General features: G+C 68.7%; 19 protein-coding genes. 13 read left to right on the forward strand and 6 right to left on the reverse strand.

What is annotated here, in order from left to right; genetic code table 11:
• The first annotated feature begins 40 nt into the window (after positions 1 to 40).
• The 11 genes from U858_RS0102020 (at position 41) to U858_RS0102070 (ending at position 10,396) form a co-directional block, all read left to right on the forward strand.
• A complete protein-coding gene (locus U858_RS0102020; protein ID WP_025135525.1) occupies positions 41 to 1,210 on the forward strand; it encodes an ABC transporter substrate-binding protein in 1,170 nt (389 codons plus the stop codon).
• Positions 1,207 to 2,121, forward strand: coding sequence for a branched-chain amino acid ABC transporter permease (locus U858_RS0102025; RefSeq protein WP_025135526.1), 915 nt, complete (start codon positions 1,207 to 1,209; stop codon positions 2,119 to 2,121). The genes U858_RS0102020 and U858_RS0102025 overlap by 4 nt, the downstream gene beginning before the upstream one ends.
• Positions 2,121 to 3,104 carry a branched-chain amino acid ABC transporter permease gene (locus U858_RS0102030; protein WP_232786473.1) on the forward strand — a complete coding sequence of 328 codons (984 nt, stop codon included), beginning with the start codon at positions 2,121 to 2,123 and terminating at the stop codon, positions 3,102 to 3,104. The genes U858_RS0102025 and U858_RS0102030 overlap by 1 nt, the downstream gene beginning before the upstream one ends.
• Positions 3,094 to 3,861, forward strand: coding sequence for an ABC transporter ATP-binding protein (locus U858_RS0102035; RefSeq protein WP_025135528.1), 768 nt, complete (start codon positions 3,094 to 3,096; stop codon positions 3,859 to 3,861). Before U858_RS0102030 ends, U858_RS0102035 begins: the two co-directional genes overlap by 11 nt.
• Positions 3,848 to 4,540 (forward strand): ABC transporter ATP-binding protein, encoded by a 693-nt coding sequence (locus U858_RS0102040; protein ID WP_025135529.1) that lies wholly within the window; start codon positions 3,848 to 3,850, stop codon positions 4,538 to 4,540. Before U858_RS0102035 ends, U858_RS0102040 begins: the two co-directional genes overlap by 14 nt.
• Positions 4,541 to 4,561: 21 nt before the next feature.
• Positions 4,562 to 5,623: a carbon-nitrogen hydrolase family protein gene (locus U858_RS0102045; RefSeq protein ID WP_025135530.1), complete on the forward strand. Its 1,062-nt coding sequence runs from the start codon at positions 4,562 to 4,564 to the stop codon at positions 5,621 to 5,623.
• 54 nt (positions 5,624 to 5,677) lie between these two features.
• Entirely contained in the window at positions 5,678 to 6,439 is a 762-nt protein-coding gene (locus tag U858_RS0102050) for a GntR family transcriptional regulator (RefSeq protein ID WP_025135531.1), read from the forward strand.
• Positions 6,432 to 7,316 carry an alpha/beta hydrolase gene (locus U858_RS0102055; RefSeq protein ID WP_025135532.1) on the forward strand — a complete coding sequence of 295 codons (885 nt, stop codon included), beginning with the start codon at positions 6,432 to 6,434 and terminating at the stop codon, positions 7,314 to 7,316. The genes U858_RS0102050 and U858_RS0102055 overlap by 8 nt, the downstream gene beginning before the upstream one ends.
• A 25-nt stretch (positions 7,317 to 7,341) precedes the next feature.
• Positions 7,342 to 8,256, forward strand: a complete 915-nt coding sequence (locus U858_RS0102060) for a LysR family transcriptional regulator (protein WP_025135533.1) — start codon at positions 7,342 to 7,344, stop codon at positions 8,254 to 8,256.
• Positions 8,257 to 8,413: 157 nt separating this feature from the next.
• Complete coding sequence (locus tag U858_RS0102065) at positions 8,414 to 9,406, forward strand: tripartite tricarboxylate transporter substrate binding protein (RefSeq protein ID WP_025135534.1); 993 nt, start codon at positions 8,414 to 8,416, stop codon at positions 9,404 to 9,406.
• A gap of 45 nt (positions 9,407 to 9,451) precedes the next feature.
• A complete protein-coding gene (locus U858_RS0102070) occupies positions 9,452 to 10,396 on the forward strand; it encodes a succinylglutamate desuccinylase/aspartoacylase family protein (protein WP_025135535.1) in 945 nt (314 codons plus the stop codon).
• 6 nt (positions 10,397 to 10,402) lie between these two features.
• Here the strand turns inward: U858_RS0102070 and U858_RS0102075 are convergent, their stop codons facing one another.
• Genes U858_RS0102075 through U858_RS0102085 form a run of 3 tightly spaced genes read right to left on the reverse strand, consistent with a single transcriptional unit; the run spans position 10,403 to position 13,490 of the window.
• Positions 10,403 to 10,924 carry a lipocalin family protein gene (locus U858_RS0102075; RefSeq protein ID WP_025135536.1) on the reverse strand — a complete coding sequence of 174 codons (522 nt, stop codon included), beginning with the start codon at positions 10,922 to 10,924 and terminating at the stop codon, positions 10,403 to 10,405.
• A 53-nt stretch (positions 10,925 to 10,977) separates the two neighbouring features.
• Positions 10,978 to 12,549, reverse strand: a complete 1,572-nt coding sequence (gene gshA / locus U858_RS0102080; protein WP_025135537.1) for a glutamate--cysteine ligase — start codon at positions 12,547 to 12,549, stop codon at positions 10,978 to 10,980.
• 32 nt (positions 12,550 to 12,581) lie between these two features.
• The gene (locus U858_RS0102085) at positions 12,582 to 13,490 is read right to left on the reverse strand and encodes an alpha/beta hydrolase (protein ID WP_042884166.1); all 909 of its coding nucleotides are present in this window, start codon (positions 13,488 to 13,490) and stop codon (positions 12,582 to 12,584) included.
• A gap of 45 nt (positions 13,491 to 13,535) precedes the next feature.
• Between U858_RS0102085 and U858_RS0102090 the strand changes: the two genes are divergently transcribed.
• Positions 13,536 to 14,075, forward strand: a complete 540-nt coding sequence (locus U858_RS0102090; RefSeq protein ID WP_025135539.1) for a hypothetical protein — start codon at positions 13,536 to 13,538, stop codon at positions 14,073 to 14,075.
• Here the strand turns inward: U858_RS0102090 and U858_RS0102095 are convergent.
• Positions 14,065 to 14,301 (reverse strand): helix-turn-helix domain-containing protein, encoded by a 237-nt coding sequence (locus U858_RS0102095; protein WP_115596918.1) that lies wholly within the window; start codon positions 14,299 to 14,301, stop codon positions 14,065 to 14,067. The two genes, U858_RS0102090 and U858_RS0102095, sit on opposite strands and share 11 nt — an antisense overlap.
• Positions 14,302 to 14,410: 109 nt before the next feature.
• Here U858_RS0102095 and U858_RS0102100 point away from each other — a divergent pair, with 109 nt between their 5' ends.
• The gene (locus U858_RS0102100; RefSeq protein ID WP_025135541.1) at positions 14,411 to 15,307 is read left to right on the forward strand and encodes an AEC family transporter; all 897 of its coding nucleotides are present in this window, start codon (positions 14,411 to 14,413) and stop codon (positions 15,305 to 15,307) included.
• A 46-nt stretch (positions 15,308 to 15,353) separates the two neighbouring features.
• On the opposite strand, the gene U858_RS0102105 is transcribed toward U858_RS0102100, so the two are convergent.
• Positions 15,354 to 16,361 (reverse strand): Ldh family oxidoreductase, encoded by a 1,008-nt coding sequence (locus U858_RS0102105; protein ID WP_025135542.1) that lies wholly within the window; start codon positions 16,359 to 16,361, stop codon positions 15,354 to 15,356.
• 31 nt (positions 16,362 to 16,392) lie between these two features.
• A complete protein-coding gene (locus U858_RS0102110; RefSeq protein ID WP_025135543.1) occupies positions 16,393 to 17,328 on the reverse strand; it encodes a hydroxyacid dehydrogenase in 936 nt (311 codons plus the stop codon).
• Positions 17,329 to 17,341 lie beyond the last annotated feature (13 nt).

Raw genomic sequence — 17,341 nt, forward strand, 5'->3', positions numbered from 1 at the left:
CGCAAGGGCGGCCGGCGCAGCGGTCTCCAAGGGGAAAACAATGATCAAGCAAACAGTATGGGCGGCCGCAATGGCCATGGCGCTGGGCGGCGCGGCGCAGGCCGCGGACCCGGTCAAGATCGGCTTCATCGCCACGCTGTCCACGCCGGCGGGCTACATCGGCGAAGACGAACGCGATGCCTTCAATCTGGCCATCAAGCAGGGCGGCGGCGCGCTGGGCGGGGTGCCGGTGCAGCTGGTGATCGAGGACGACGGCCTGAAGCCGGCCAATGCCAAGCAGGCGGCCGACCGGATGCTGCAATCGGGCGTGAAGCTGTTCACCGGTGTGAATTTTTCGAACGTGCTGGCCGCGGTGGCGCCGGGCGTGGTCAAGGCGGGCGCCTTCTACGTCAGCCTGAATCCCGGGCCGTCCAGTTTCGCGGGCGAGAAGTGCGACCAGAATTACTTCGTGGCCTCGTACCAGAACGACGCCTTCCACACGGCCGGCGGCGTGGCCGCCAACGAGCTTGGCTACAAGCGGGTCGTGCTGCTGGCGCCCAACTACCAGGCCGGGCGCGACGCCATCGAAGGCTTCAAGCGCACCTACAGGGGCGAGGTGGTGGCCGAGATCTACACCAAGCTGGATCAGTCGGACTTTTCGGTGGAACTGGCGCGCCTGCGGTCGCTGGCGCCCGAAGCCGTCTACCAGTTCCATCCGGGCGGCACCGGCATCAACTTCGTCAAGCAGTACGCGGCGGCTGGCCTGAACAAGACCATTCCGATGCTGATGCCCAGCTTCTCGATGGATGCGCGCATGATCCAGGCCACCGGCGACGCGGCGCTGGGCGCCTACACCACCGGCATCTGGTCGGTGGACTTCGACAACCCGCAGTCCAAGGCTTTCGTGGCGGCATTCAAAGCGGCCTACGGCCGCGTGCCGACGGACTACGCCATGCAGGCCTACGACACCGCGCAGTTGATCGGGGCGGGCCTCAAGGCCACCGGCGGCGATCTGTCGCGCCAGGCCGAGTTCCGGGCCGCGCTGCGCAAGCCAGAATTCGCGTCGTTGCGCGGCAAGTTCAGCATGAACACCAACCAGCATCCGGTGCAGGACCTGTACCTGATGAAGATTGAAAAGGACGCCAGCGGCGCGCTGTCGCCGCATCTGGTGCGCAAGCTGGTGTCGGACGACAAGGACGCCTACGCCCAATTCTGCAAGATGCCGTCATGACCTTGCTCTTTGAACAGTTGCTCAACGGGCTGCAGTTCGGCGCGATGCTGTTCCTGCTCGCGGCCGGACTGACCCTGATCTTCGGGATCATGGGCGTGGTGAACCTGACCCACGGCTCGTTCTACATGGTGGGCGCGTACTGCGCGGCCTACGCCATCGGCACCACCGGCTCGTTCCTGGCGGGCGTGCTGGCGGCGTTGCTGGGGGCGGGGCTGTACGGCCTGTCGGTCGAGGTGCTGGTGATCCGCAAGCTGTACAAGCGCGACCACCTGTACCAGGTGCTGGCCACGTTCGGCCTGCTGCTGTTTTCGAACGAGGCGGTCAGCCTGATCTTCGGGCGGCGCCCGCCGCTGGTGGGCATTCCGTCGTTCCTGGAAGGCGCGGTGACGCTGGCGCCGGGGTTCCAGTATCCGCTGATCCGCCTGTCGTTCATCGCCATCGGCGCGCTGGTGGCGGTGGGGCTGTGGTGGCTGGTGAACCGCACACGCATCGGCATGCTGATCCGTGCCGGCGCCGACGACCGTGAAATGGTCGACGCGCTGGGCATCGACATCAAGAAGCTCTACACGCTGGTGTTCGGCCTGGGTGCGATCTTGTGCGGTCTGGCGGGCGTGATGGCCGCGCCGCTGCTGGCGGTGGAAATCGGCATGGGCGAACGCATCCTGATCACCACCTTCGTCGTGATCGTGATCGGTGGCGTGGGCTCGGTGCGCGGGGCGCTGGCGGGGGCCTTGCTGGTGGGCATGGTGGACAGCATGGGGCGGGCCTTCCTGCCGCAGCTGCTGGGCGCGGTGTTCTCGCCGGCCACGGCAGACCCGCTGGCCGCGGGCCTGGCATCGGCCAGCATCTATGTGTTGATGGCGATCGTGCTGATCGCCAAGCCGGGCGGGCTGTTTCCGGCGCGGGGATGATGATGACAATGAATCTTTCGAATCGCGCGCGCTGGGGGCTGGCCGGGCTGGTCCTGCTGCTGGCGCTGCCGGGGGCCGCGGCGGCCTCGGGTTCGCCGTTCCTGATCGGCGTGGTGACGCGCTTTCTGATCTACGGGCTGGCGGCGGTCAGCCTGGATCTCGTGATCGGCTACGGCGCCATGGTCAGCTTCGGCCATGCGATGTTCTTCGGGCTGGGCGGCTATGCGGTGGGCATCATCGCGTTCCACACGGCCGAGGCGGGCCCGCTGTTCGGCTGGGCCGGCAGCAATGCCGCGCTGGTGGTGTGGCCGATCGCGCTGGTGGTGTGCGCGCTGGCGGGCTGGGTGTTCGGCTACCTGGCGCTGCGCACGCGCGGGGTGCAGTTCATCATGATTACGCTGGCGTTCGGCCAGATGGTGTATTTCATCCTGGTGTCGCTGCAGTTCTACGGCGGCGACGACGGCCTGATGATCGCGCAGCGCAATGTGCTGCCGGGCCTGAACCTGGAGAACCCGGTGACGTTCTACTACGTCTGCCTGGCGCTGCTGGTGGCCTGGACGCTGCTGTGCATCCGCATCGTCAATTCGCGGTTCGGCATGGTGCTGCAAGCGCTGCGCCAGAGCGAGCGGCGCGCGCTGAACCTGGGCGTGGCGCCCACGCCGTACCGCCTCTCCGCCTTCGTGCTGTCGGCGGTGGGCACGGGGCTGGCCGGCGTGCTGTGGGCGAACTACGCGGGGCTGGTGACGCCCGACATGGCGGCCTGGACCAAGTCCGGCGAGCTGATGGCGATCGTGATCCTGGGCGGCGTGGGCACGCTGCTGGGGCCGATTGCGGGCGCGGCCGTGTTCCTGGGGCTGGAGCAGCTGCTGTCGTCGTTGACCGAGCATTGGCTGCTGTACATGGGGCCGATCCTGGTGCTGGTGGTGCTGTGGGGTCAGAAAGGCCTCTTCGGTCGCTTGTTGGAGACGCGTCATGCCGACTGACACGCAAACCCTGTTGCAGCTATCCGGATTGCGCAAGGCCTTCGACGCGGTGGTGGCGACCAATGGGGTCGACCTGGACGTGCGGGCAGGTGAGATTCACGCCATCATCGGCCCGAATGGCGCGGGCAAGTCGACGCTGATCGCGCAGATCTGCGGCGAGATCCGGCCGGACTCGGGGACCATCCACCTGGAAGGGCGCGACGTGACCGCGCTGCGGGCCTTCGAACGCGCCCGGCTGGGGCTGGGGCGATCGTTCCAGATCACCGAGCTGTGCCACGAATACACCGCGCTGGAAAACGTGATTCTATCGAGCATGCTCAAGGGCGGCCGGGCGTTCGGCGCCTGGTCCGACCCGCGGCGCGACGCGGGCCTGAAGGCACAGGCGATGCAGTGGCTGACGCACGTGGGCCTGGCCGAGCGCCGTCACGTGCGCACGGCCGACCTGGCCCATGGCGAAAAGCGCCAGCTGGAATTGGCGGTGGCGTTGGCGCGCTCACCGCGGCTGTTGCTGCTGGACGAGCCCATGGCCGGGATGGGCCCTGAGGAATCGGCCCGCATGACCCGGCTGCTGCTGGGCATGAAGGGCGACTACGGCATCCTGCTGGTCGAACACGATATGGACGCCGTCTTCGCGCTGGCCGATCGCATCAGCGTGCTGGTCTACGGCAAGGTGGTGTTCAGCGGTGCCCCCGACGAGGTGCGGCGCCATCCGGACGTGCGCGCCGCCTACCTGGGAGAAGAACATGTTGAAGGTTGACGGCCTGACGGGCGGTTATGGCTCGAGCAAGGTGCTGTTCGGCATGTCGTTCGAGGCGGGCGAGGGCGAGGTGATTTCGCTGATCGGCCGCAACGGCATGGGCAAGACCACCACCATCAAGACGCTGATGGGCATGCTGCCGGCGACCGGCGGGCAGGTGCAGTTTCGCGGCCAGACGCTGTCGCGGCCCGCGCCCAGCGTGGTGGCGCGGCTGGGCGTGGGGCTGGTGCCCGAGGGCCGGCGCGTGTTCGGGTCGCTGACGGTGGAAGAAAACCTGGTGGCGACCTCGCGCGCCGCACCCGGCGGCTGGGACCTGGCCCGCGTCTACGCGCTGTTTCCGCGCTTGCAGGAACGCCGCGGGCAATCGTCGCGCACGCTGTCGGGCGGCGAACAGCAGATGCTGGTGGTGGGCCGCGCGCTGATGACCAACCCCAAGCTGCTGATCCTGGACGAGGCCACCGAAGGGCTGGCCCCGCTGATCCGGCAGGAAATCTGGCGGTGCCTGCGCACCCTGAAGGCCGAAGGCCAGACGATTCTGGTGATCGACAAGAACCTGCCCGAGATGGCGACGCTGGTGGACCGCCACTACATCGTCGACAAGGGCCGCGTGGCCTGGTCGGGCCAGCCGGCCGAACTGTCTGCGCAGCCCGAGCTGGCGCAGCGCTATCTGGGTATCTGACCCGCAACAGGAACCGAAATCATGCTGAATCTGCCCCAATTCAAGGCCGCTGCCGTGCAGGCGGCCCCCGTCTTCCTGGACACCGACGCCACGGTCGACAAGACCTGCGCGCTGATCGCCGAGGCCGCCGGCCAGGGCGCCCGCCTGGTGGCGTTTCCGGAGGTGTTCATCTCGGCCTATCCGTACTGGAGCTGGGTGATGAACCCGGTGCAGGGCAGTCCGTGGTTTGAAAAGCTCTGCAAGAGCGCCATCGAGCTGCCCGGCCCCGAGATCCGCCGCATCGCGCAAGCCGCGCGCCAGCACGGCATCAACGTGGTGGTGGGCGTGAACGAGCGCAGCCGTTTTGGCGTGGGCACGATCTACAACACCATGGTGTTCATCAACGACGAAGGCCGCATCCTGGGCCGCCATCGCAAACTGGTGCCGACCTGGGCCGAAAAGCTGACCTGGGCGCACGGCGATGGCGAATCGCTGCGGGTGTACGACACCTCGGTCGGCAAGCTGGGCGGGCTGGCCTGCGGTGAAAACACCAATACGCTGGCGCGCTTTTCGCTGCTGGCGCAGGGCGAAATGGTGCACGTGGCCAGCTATATCTCGCTGCCGGTGGCGCCGCCCGACTACGACATGGCCGAGGCCATCCGCCTGCGCGCAGCAGCCCATTCGTTCGAAGGCAAGGTGTTCACGGTGGTGTCGTGCTCGACGATCTCGACCGAGATCCAGGACGCCATCAGCGCCAGCCACCCCGAGGCCCGCGAGACGCTGGCGCGCCGCAACAGCGCGTTTTCGGGGATCTTGGGGCCGGACGGCCGCGTGATCGGCGAACCGCTGATCGACGACGAAGGCATCGTCTATGCCGACATCGACCTGTCACGCTGCATCCAGCCGCGCCAGATGCACGACATCACCGGCCACTACAACCGCTTCGACGTGTTCGACCTGCGCGTGAACCGCCGGCCCCTGCAGGCGGCCCGCTATGACGACCAGGACGATCTGAACCGCGAGGAGCCCGACTGGGCCTCGTCGGCCGCGCCCGCCGAGCCGCAGCCCGATGCGCGCCGGCAAGGGCGGTCGGCCCGCGAGTAGAATGGGCCGCCGGCCCCGGGCCGGCCGGCTAGCCGCCGACATCTGGAGAGCACGTTGAAGCCAAGAATCAAAGCCTCCCGCCTGGACGAGCCCGGATCGGACGGGAGCGCCGAGGTAGAGGAAATCACGCTGTCCGAGCAGGTCTACCGCCTGCTTCGACGCGACATCATGAGCGGAGCCTTCGCGCCGGGCCAGTCCCTGCGCCTGGAATTGCTCAAGCAGCGCTACGGCAGCAGTTTTTCTCCCATCCGCGAAGCCCTGAACCGCCTGCGCAGCGAGCGCATGGTGGTCACCACGACCTCGCGCGGTTTTCGCATTGCGCCCCTGTCGATCGAAGAGATGTGGGACGCCTGTGAAACGCGCATCCTGATCGATTGCGACGCCTTGAGACGGTCGCTGGCCAATGCCGACGATGCCTGGGAGACGCGCCTGGTGGGCGCGTACCACGCGCTGACGCTGGCGGCGCAGCGCGCGGGCGAAGCCTCGCCGCCCAGCCAGGAACTCGAAGAATCGCTCGAGGCCCGCCACCTGGACTTCCATCACGCGTTGATCGGCGCCTGCCGTTCGCATTGGCTGCTGGACCTGTCCACGCAGCTGTACGCGCAGACCGAACGCTACCGGCGCCCGGCGCGTGCCGGCGCCACGGCCTACGGACCCGAGCGCAACGTTGACGACGAACATCGCCAGCTGCTGGACGCCGCGATCTCGCGCGACGTCGAGCGTTCGGTGGCGATGCTGGCGGCGCATTACCGCAAGACAGCGCAGTTCATCGAGCACATCATTTCCCAGGACGACAGGCAGGCCATCAATGAGTGACGCGGATATCGATCTGTTTTTTCCCACCATCGCCGAGCGCGAGGTGCAATACAACGCCCGGGAATCGGTGCCGGATTTCGACGCCTGCGTGCGCCGCTACGCGGAATCTGCCGCAGCGGTGAAGTCGCGCCGCCCCGGTCTCCTGAACCTGCGCTACGGCATGGGACACGATGAACGGCTGGACCTGTTCCTTCCCGCCGCCACGTGCACGCCGGCACCGCTGTTCGTGTTCATCCATGGCGGCTACTGGCGCGCACAGCGCAAGGAAGACGCGCCGGTGATGGCCGAGGCCTTCAACAACGCCGGTGCCGCAGTGGCGGTGCCTGAGTACACGCTGGTGCCCGAGGCCACGCTGGGCGAAGTGGTGCGCGAAATGCGTTCGGCGCTGGCCTGGCTGTATCACAACGCGGCTGCCTATGGCGTGGACCGCGACCGCATCTACGTGGGCGGCAGCTCGGCGGGCGGCCAACTGGCCGGCATGCTCGCCGCGCCCGACTGGCCGGCGCGCTATGGCGTGCCCGACGACGTGGTCAAGGGCACCCTGGCGCTGAGCGGCCTGTTCGATCTGCGGCCGCTGTGCGACATCCTGCCCAACACCTGGCTGCAGCTCACGCCCGACCAGGCCGCGCACCAGAGCCCGATCTTTCACCTGCCCAAGCGCGCCGGCCCGATGCTGCTGGCGGTGGGCGGGCTGGAAACGCAAGGCTTCAAGAACCAGACCGAGGCCTTTGAACGGGCCTGGAAGGGCGCCGGCCTGCAAGCCACCCGCATCCCCACGCCGCAGTGCAATCACTTCGACCTGGTGAACGAGCTGGAAGACCCGAACAGCGACCTGACCCGCGCCACCCTGGCGATGATGGGTCTGGCGCCGGCCTGACGGTCAGGCCGACGCCTCGCATGCCATGGCTGACCTGAAGCTGCTGGAAGACCTGATCGCGCTGGCGCAGACCGGCAGCTTCGTGCGCGCCGCCGAGGCGCGGCACGTGACGCATCCGGCGTTCGGGCGCCGCATCCGCGCCCTGGAAGCCTGGGCCGGCGCGCCGCTGGTGGAACGCCAGCGCGTGCCCGTCACGCTCACAGCCGAAGGCGAGGCCCTGCTCAAGACGGCCACGCAGGTGGTCGAGCAGATGGGGCTGGTGCGGCATCGCATCCGCAGCTCGGGCGCGGGCGGCGAGGCGGTGCTGCGCATCGCCACCGGCCGCAGCCTGGCGCGCACGCTGGTGGCCGACTGGATCGCGCGGCTGCGCCACCGCGCACCCAAGGTACTGGTCGACGGCACCCAGCTGGAAATCTCCACCGGCAAGATGGAAGACATGGCGATGCGGCTGGAGCAGGGCAAGGTGGACCTGCTGTGCTGCTACGAGCATCCCGCCCTGTCGATGCCGCTCAATCCCGTGCGCTATCGCTACATGACGCTGGGCACCGACAAGCTGGTGCCGGTCAGTCAGGCCGACGGCCGCGGGCGCGCCCGCTACACGCTGGGCGAGGGCGGCCAGCCTGTGCCGCTGATCACCTATGCCGGCGGCCTGTCGATGGAACGCATTCTGGGCGACCGGCTGGAAGCCACGCCCTACGCACTGGCGCCGTTCGTACGCAGCGACTCGCTGGACGCGGCGCACGGCGCGGCGGCCAAGGGGCTGGGCGTGGCCTGGCTGCCCTGGTCGATGGTGGCGGCCGATTGCCGCCGCGGCACGCTGGTGTCCCTGGGCGGACGCAGCGACGAGATCGCCTTCGAGGTGCGGCTGTACCGGTCGCGGGCGCGCCTGGCGGATCTGGCCGAGGCGGCCTGGGAAGCCACCGCCAATCGCAAGGCCTGAGCGTCGGCTGTCATGGCGGGGCGCTGGCCCGAGAGCCGAATTAGCACCAGAATGTGCCGACTCGGCACGTAGCGGGCCTGGCCTGCGCCGCAAAATGTCTCCCGAAATTCGAACGAGGCGGCTCCGCCGTCCGACTCAGCACCCCAGGGAGAAATTCATGAAATCCGTACCGTATCCGCTGCGCGGCGCATTGGCCGTGTTCTGTGCCGCATCGGCGTTGGCCGTGGCCCAGCCCGCCGTGGCCGCCGGCTACCCCGATCATCCCATTTCGCTGGTCGTCGGCTACCCGGCCGGCGGCAGCGTCGACCTGACCGCGCGCCTGTTCGGCGAAGAACTGGCCAAGCGCATGGGCCAGAGCGTGGTGGTGGAAAACGCCGGCGGGGCCGGCGGCACCATCGGCGCGCAGCGCGTGGCCCGCGCGGCACCCGACGGCTACACCTTGCTGCTCGGCTCGACCAACGAAATGGTCATTGCCCGCATGATCAACAACGCGGTCAAGTACGACGGCGCCAAGGACTTCACGGCGCTGGGCGTGATCGCCTCGCAGCCGATGCTGCTGGCGGCCAGCAAGAATTCGGGCGTGAAGACCGCGGCCGACTACCTGAAGAAACTGCGCGAGGCCAAGCCGGGCAGCTTCAACTATGGCTCGTCGGGCGTGGGCACCACGCTGCACCTGGCCGGCGAAATGATCAACCAGTCCACCGCCACGCGCGCCGAACACGTGCCCTATCGCGGCGTGTCGCCGTTGGTGACCGACCTGATGAGCGGCCAGCTGGACTTCGGCATGCTGGTGCTGTCTTCGGGCTTGCCGCAAGTGCGCGGCGACAAGATCGTGGCGCTGGGCGTGACGCAGAAGCAGCGTTCGCCCGTGGCGCCCGACGTGCCCGCGCTGGCCGAAACCCCGGGCTTCGAGTCGGTGGACATCAGCGTGTCGTTCTCGCTGTACGGCCCCGCCGGCCTGCCCGAGCCCGTGGCCGCCAAGCTGCGCGAGGCGCTGGCCGATACGCTCAAGTCGGAGCAGTTCCGCGCCAAGATGCAGGAAGCGGGCGGCGTGCTGTCGCAACCGGGCCTGGACCCGGTGGCCTACCAGGCTGAAGAAACCCGCAAGTACGGCGCCCTGGTCAAGGCCGCCAAGATCGAGGCGCAGTAAGGCGCCATCGCACCCCCGTTTCACCGTCATCACGCAGATAACAAGATGGATTTCACGCTTTCCGTACCCGACCTCGCCGCCGAGCGCATGGGCAATACCGACACGCCAGGCGTCTGGCATTTCGATTCCGGCGTGCCCGGACGCACCTTGGTGCTGTCGGCGCTGGTGCACGGCAACGAGCTGTGCGGCGCCTGGGCGCTGAAAGACCTGCTCGCGGCCGGCGTGCGGCCGCGCCGCGGCAGCCTGACGCTGGCGTTCTGCAACCTGCCGGCCTTTGACCGGTTCGACCTGGCCCGCCACGACGCCTCGCGTTTCGTGGACGAAGACATGAACCGGGTCTGGAGCGCCAAGCGGCTGGACAACCCCACAAGCGTCGACCGCCAACGCGCCGTGCAGCTGCGCCCCTGGGTGGAACGCGCCGATTGGCTGCTGGACCTGCATTCGATGCACGAGCCGGGCGCGCCGCTGCTGTTGACCGGCGTGCTGCCGCGCAATATCGCGCTGGCGCGGCGCCTGAAGGCGCCGCAGCACGTGATCGTGGACGCGGGCCACAAGGATGGCGTGCGCATGCGCGACTTCGCCCAGTTCGGCGACCCTGCGCGTGAAGACGCCTGCGCCTTGCTGATCGAATGCGGCTTTCATGGCGACCCGGCCGCGCGCGACGTGGCGCGCGACATGGTGGCGCGCATGCTGGTCGAGTCGGGCGTGGTCGATGCGGCGGACATCCCGGCCGGCTGGCTGCGGCCGGACCCGGCCGCGCAGCGCGTGCTGGAAGTGACCGACGCCGTGGTGGCGCCGTCGATGGACCTGACGTTCTCGCAGCCCTGGCAGGGGCTGGAAACGCTGGACAAGGCGGGGTCGGTGATCGGCTGGGCGGATGGCCAGCCGATCGTGTCGCCGTATGACCGCTGCACGTTGGTCATGCCGTCGCTGCGGCAACTCAAACCCGGCGTGACGGTGGTGAGATTGGCGCGCGACTACGCGGGCTGAGCTCGCTTATTTCTGCGGCGTGTAGCGCAGCTCGTCCAGCTGGTAACCCTGCGCCGTGGCGGCAGCCAGGGCGCGGTCCAGGTCTTCCTTGGGCAGTTGCGGCGAGCGCGACAGAATCCACAGGTATTTGCGGTCGGGGGTGCCGACGACGGCCCAGCGGTAGTCGGGGTCCAGGCCGATCACCCAGTAATCGCCCTTGATCGGCTTGAAGAACGAGACTTCAAGCTTGGCGTTGTTGCTGCCTTCGACCACGGTGGCGGTGCCCGATGCCGAGTCGACATCGCCGTCTTTCGTGCGGCAGCGGTTGTTCACGCCAACGGTGCCGTCCGGGTGCAGCGTGTATTCGGCGGTGGTGTCGCCCACGCAGTTGCGCTGGAAGAACATCGGGAAATTGGCGATCTCGTACCACATGCCGGCATAGCGCTTCAGGTCCACCGAGTCCACGGTTTGCATGGGCGGCGGGGCGGCGTGGGAAATCGCCGCGGTGCTGGCGGCCAGGGCCAGCAATAGCGTTGCGAAGCGGCGCATGGAAAGAGTCTCCTGATCCAAAACCTGGGTATCAACAGGCCATACGATACGCCTTATTTGCGCGGCGCCTTCAGGGCGGCGTGGTAACGCGCGACGTAGGTGTCGAAATCCACGTCGTCCGATTGCTCGATGTGCAATTGCTCGGCGCTGGAGTCCAGCGCGCCTTGGCGGTACTGGGCAGCCAGGTCGGCCGGCAGGGCCTGCGCGCGCAGCGTATCGGCGTGTGCCTGGCTTTGGCGCAGGGAGAAGTCGTGGAACGATTCGCCGCTGTCGGTCAGCGCGGCGAGCAGGTGCGCCGACGGGGTGGCGTCGGGGCGGCCGAGCTTGGCGCGCTGCACGGCCAGGCTGTCGGCGTAGGCGCTGCCGCCCAGTGCGGCGTCGTACAAGGCGGCATAGGGTGCGATCTGGTCCAGCAACTGCTGGCCCCATTCGGCCAGCCCGATGGCCTGTCCGTCGCGGTCCAGTTGCAGGCCGGGCTTGCGCCCTTCCTTGACGACGGTGGAGAAATTATCGGCGCTGCGCTGGCAATAGCCGTTGGCCGGGAAGAACGGGCTGTCGGCGGTGGCGCAGAACAGCAGGAAGGCGTCGACGAAACGGCTGGTGTCGGCATCGATGCCCACCGGCGATTCCGGATTGATGTCCAGGCAGCGCACTTCCACGTATTGCACGCCGCGCTCGGCCAGCGCGGTGATCGGGCGTTCACAGCGGCCAGTGGCGCGCTTGGGTCGGATGCTGGAGTAGTACTCGTTTTCGATCTGCAGCACGTTGGTGTTGAGCTGGATCCATTCGCCGTTGCGGTGCGTGCCCAGTTTCTGGTAATCGGGCCAGGGCTGGGTGACGGCGTCGTACAGGCGGCCCAGGAAGGTATCCAGGTCGTTGTAGCAGAGCTTGAGCTGCGACTGCGCCTTGTTCTGGTAGCCCAGGTCGCTCATGCGCAAGCTGGTGGCGTAGGGCAGGTACAGCGTGTGGTCGCCCAGGCTTTGCAGCGGGTGTTCGCGGCCGCGCAGGAAATCGCGTGCCAGCGCGGGCGCCGCGCCGAACAGGTACATCAGCAGCCAGGAATAACGCGTGAAGTTGCGGATCAGGCCGATGTAGCCGCGCGAACGGCGTTCCTGATCGGTGCCGGGCTGGTTGTCCAGCACCGACCACAGTTGTTCGGGCAGCGAGAAGTTGTAGTGCACGCCGGCAATGCATTGCATAGTCTTGCCGTAGCGTTCGGCCAGGCCGCGGCGGTACACGTGCTTGAGCATGCCGGTATTGGACGTGCCGTACCAGGCGATGGGAATGTCGGCCTCGGACGGCAGCGTGGCGGGCATGGACTGGTTCCAGATCAGTTCATGGTCCAGCACGCTGTAGACGTGGCGGTGGGTGGCTGTCAGTTCGGCCAGCAGGGCCTCCACATTGTTGTGGGTGCCGGTGATGAGTTCGAGCAGGGATTCGGAATAGTCGGTCGTGACGTGCGCGTTGGTCAGCGCGGAACCGAGGCCGGCCGGATGCGGCGTGCGGGCCAGGATGCCCTGCTCGTCGACGCGCAGGCCTTCTTTTTCGATGCCTCGCAGGGTCTGGGCCAGCAGCGGGCGATTGGCCTCCAGGCGGGCGAGGCGGTGTGCGGCGGTATCAGTCACGGAATATTCTCGATGGGGTCTGTCGCGGGATTTTACGGGGTGCTGGCCTCCTCTGCAGAGGGAGTCAGTACTGGGGACAGGGACAATACCGCGGCGGTGCGCGCCAGCCACTCGTCCAGGTCGGCGTAGACCGGGTCGGCGATGGGGGCGGTTTCATTGAAAATCTCGTGCCAGGCGGTGTCGTACCAGCGCAATGTCAGCAATTCGGCAGGGGCCCGCTGGGCGAATTGGCGGCTGCCCTCGGCCGCCACGATGGAATCGTCGCCCGCCACCATCAACAGGGTGCGGCAGGCCAGCAGGTGGGCCTCGCGCAGGGAATCGCGCCCGCCGTCGTCCACGAAACGGGCCAGCCGGCCGGTCATGCTGCGGCGCACCAGGGGGTCGGATCGATACGCCTTGACCACCGCCCGGTCGTGCGAGATGCGGGCCGGCGCCAGGCCGTGGGGCACCCGCAGGTCGGGGGCGTGCAGCGACATCCAGGTCAGGGTGCGGCGCACCCACATGGGCACGTTGACCACGAACGGCGGCGAACTGAGCACCAGGGCGTCGATCGGGGTCAGTTGCTGCAGCGCGATGCGCACCGCCACCAGGGCCCCCAGGCTGTGGCCCAGCAGGATGGGCGGGCGGCCATGGGCGGCGGTCCAGGCGTCCAGGCGCGACACCGCGTCGGTGACCAGGTCTTCCTGGCGCGCCAGGGTGGCGGGCCGGCCGGCCGATCGGCCGTGGCCGCGGTGGTCGTGGGCGCCGACCGTCCAGCCGCGGGCGGTCAGCCAGCGCGCCAGCCGGTCATAGCGTCCGGCGTGCTCGCTCAGGCCATGCAGCAGGTAGATGCTGGGGGTGCCGGGGCCGGAGACCGGCGTGGGCACATTCGGGGCGGCAGCCCAGACATAATTGGCCAAAAGCGTGCCGTCGGGCGCGGGGGTCATCGAAATCGGCGACAATTTGGGGCTTTCCTCGAAATGAAAAGACCGTGGGGTCTTCCGGTAATGACGATTTCATCGCTGTTTCGTTTCATGTTCAAGAAAGGCGGCGCGATTCTTGCGCTGGCCCTGCTGCTGGCCGCGTGCTCGCCTCGTTACAACTGGCGGGAAGTCGACGTGGCGGACGGTCGCGTGCGGGCGGCTTTCCCGGATCGGGTGCAGACCGAGACCCGCCAGCTGCGGCTGGATACCCATACCCTGAGTTTTACCCTGGCCAGCGCCACGGTGGGCGAGGCCGTGTTCGCGGTCGGATCGGCCCCGCTGCCGCCCGAGATTGCCGCCGACCCGGTGGCCCGCCAGGCGCTGGGCCTGGCGCTGATGCGTTCGTTGTACGTCAACATGCAGGCGCCGCCGCCTACCGACTGGCCGCCGTTCGGGCAGGACATCGACGTGCAGGGCAAGGCCATGGGCAAGCCCGGCTGGCTGCGGGCGCGGGTGTGGGTGACCGACAACATGCTGATCGAGGCCGTGGCTGCCGGCACCGAGGAAAGCCTGCCGGCCGAACGCGCCCGCGAATTCCTGAGATCGGTCGTCGTCAAGCCGTGATGGGGTGCAACAGCCCCCGCCGAATGGCCGCCGCCACGGCGGCGCGCCGGCCCCGCACCTGCAGTTTTCGGCTGGCGTTGCGCAGATGGAAATTGACGGTGCTTTCACTGATGTCGAGAATGCGGCCGGTTTCCCAGCTGGTCTTGCCGGCGGCTGCCCAGTGCAGGCAGGCGGATTCGCGCGGCGACAGCCGGACGGCGGGGATGGGTTTGGCGGGCGTGGGCAATGGCGCGGGTTCCTGGCAAGAGAATCCCCATGCTGGGGCCAAGCCGTTGCGCCGGGCAAGCTTTGATGCTGCCGCGAATTACTTTACTTATCTCTGACGGAATAACCGGATGCTCGCCATCGCGCAGTTCTACCTGTCGGCCATCGTGCTGATGATGCCCCTGTTGTCGTGCGTGGGCATTGGCGTGTTCTGGGGCAAGCGCGACCTGCCGTTCGGCGGTTCCTTCATCACCACGCTGGTCACCTCCGTGACCACGCCCGCGCTGGTGTTCCATACTTTCGTCACCACCCACCTGGACGACCGCGCGCTGGCCGACGTGGCTGCGGCCACGCTGCTGGCGCTGCTGCTGTGCGCGCTGGCCTGCGCGCTGCTGCTCAAGCTGGGCCGGCTGCCGGTGCGCACGCTCTTGCCCACCGCCTTCCTGCCCAACGCCGGCAACCTGGGCCTGCCGATTTCGCAGCTGGCCTTCGGCGACGCGGGCCTGTCGGTGGCCGTGGCGTTCTTCGCCGTCAATTCCTTCGTGATGCACACGATCGCGGTGCGGCTGCTGCCGGGCGTCAACACCAAGGGCAGCTGGAAGAGTCCGATTTTGCTGGCATCCGTCGTGGCGGTAGCGATGCGCATGCTGCACATTCCGGTGCCGGACTGGGTGATCGAAACCGCCCGCATGCTGGGCGCGGTGACCGTGCCGCTGATGCTGCTGAGCCTGGGCCACGCACTGGCGCTGATACCAGCCAATGGCATCAAGGACGGCGCCAAGGTGGCGGCGATGCGCCTGGTCACCGGCCTGGCCGCGGGCCTGGCGATCGTGTGGCTGCTGGACCTGGAACCGGTGCTGGCCGGCGCACTGACGCTGCAGATGGCGATGCCCTGCGCGGTGGTCAGCTACATGTACGCCAAGCGCTACACCGCCATGGGCGATACCGCGGCCGGCGCCGTGCTGGTGTCGACCGTGGTGTTCCTGCTGCTGGCGCCGCTGATGCTGTGGTTCAGCCACGGCGGCTAGGGGCCGTGGCGGGGAAGGGGGCGGCGCCGCGCCGCCCCGGCCGGCGCTAGGCCGCGCCCGACATGGCGCGCAATTGCGCCATCAGCGCCTCGGGAATCTCCACGCCGTGCTTGATCGCTTCGTCGCGCAGCTTGCGGCGGCGCTCGCCCGGCAGGCGCACGCCGTCGTCTTCCAGCATGGCGTCCACCAGGACTTCGACACGATCCAGGTAGGTTTCCTTGCCGGCCAGGGCGCCGGGGTCGATTGCCATGAAGGCCTGGCCCAGGCGGGCGGGGCCGCCTTCGTCGACGAAGAAGGACTCGGTCTCGAAGCCGAAGTGCGAGCCGGTCAGGGCGCACGCCAGCAGTTCGATGATCAACGCCAGCATCGCGCCCTTGACGCCGCCCGCGGGCAGCATGCTGCCGGCCAGGCCGGCCTTGGGGTCGGTGGTGGGCTGGCCGTCCGCGTCCAGCGCCCAGCCCAGCGGAATCGGCTGGTTGTCGCGCGCCGCGATCATGAGCTTGCCGCGCGCGACTTGCGACAGCGACAGGTCGATGACGATGCGCGCGCCGCCGCGCCGCGGGAACACCGCGGCGATGGGATTGGTGCCGAACAGCGGGCGCTTGCCGCCCCAGGCCGGCATGGCGGCGGGGGAATTGCTCAGGGCCAGGGCCACCAGGCCGGCGTCCGCCAGGGCTTCCAGGTGGTAGCCGGCTTCGCCGAAGTGGTGGCTGTTGGCCACGCCGATGAAGGCCACGCCGTGTTCGCGGGCGCGCACGGCGGCCTGTTCCACCGCCATGGCGCAGGCGGGGAATGCCAGGCCGGAGCCGGCGTCGATCAGGGCGGCGCCGCCGCGCTCGTGCACGATGCGCGGCACGGCGTTGCCCAGCGCGCGGCCAGTGCGCAGGTGGCCGGCATAGAACGGCACGCGCGACAGGCCGTGCGAGCTCAGGCCCTGGCTTTCGGCGAAGACCAGGGCTCGCGCCGTGCTGTCGGCCATGGCGGGGTTGGCGCCCGCGGCGGCCAGGCTGGCCGCGGCCAGGTGTTGCAGTTCGTCCAGATAGATGTGAGCCATATCCTTCCTGTTCGGGGGGGCGCGCCGCGCGTCATCGGGCGCCGCCGGTAAGCGCTATTGTCACACCGGCGGCCACCATGTCGGAAACCCGGGTGTTGGCTTCCTGCGTCAGGCCGGCGATGTGCGGGGTCAGGATCAGGTTGGGCGCGTCCGCCAGCGAGCCGCCGCCAGGCAGGGGTTCCTGGTCGAACACGTCCAGCGCCGCGCCGCGCAGGTGGCCCATGCGCAGCGCTGCGGCCAGGGCGGCCTCGTCGACGATGCCGCCGCGCGACGTATTGACCAGAATGGCGCCCGGACGCATGCCGCGGATACGGTCGGCGTTGAGCAGGTGGCGGGTGTCGGCATTGAGCGGCACGTGCAGCGACACGGCGTCAGCCTGCGCCAGCAGCGCCTCCAGCGGCAGAGGCGTGGCGCCGCTTTCGGCCCAGACGGGATGCGTGGCCGGCAGCGCCGCGTCGCAGGCGACGACGCGCATGCCCAGGCCCGCCGCCAGCCGCGCGGTCAGTTGGCCGATGCCGCCAAAGCCCACCACGCCCAGGGTGCGGCCGTGCGCCTCCAGCCCTTGCGACAGCGCCGTGCGCGGCCAGCGTCCGGCCGCGACGTCGGCGCTGGATGCATAGGCGCCGCGCAGCAGCGCCAGCACGGTGCCGATGACGTACTCGGCCACCGCGCGGGCGTTGGCGCCGGTGGCCGGCACCACCTGGATGCCGCGGGCGGCGCAACCTGGCAGGTCGATGTTGTCCAGCCCCACGCCCAGGCGGCCCACCGCCCGCAGCCGCGGCGCCGCAGCCAGCAGGGCGGCATCCACCTGGCTGCGGTTGCGCACGATCAGGCCGTCGGCCTGGCGCGCGGCATCGAGCAGCGCATCGCGCGCATCCACCAGGTCGGGGGCGTAGCGCACGTCAAAGCGCTGGCGCAGGGCGTCGACGGCGGGCGCGTCCATGAATTCCGAGATCAGTACATGCATGGGGCCTCCGGGC

Source organism: Achromobacter sp. DH1f (genome assembly GCF_000633435.1).
In the GTDB taxonomy this organism is placed as follows: Bacteria; Pseudomonadota; Gammaproteobacteria; order Burkholderiales; family Burkholderiaceae_B; genus Achromobacter; species Achromobacter deleyi.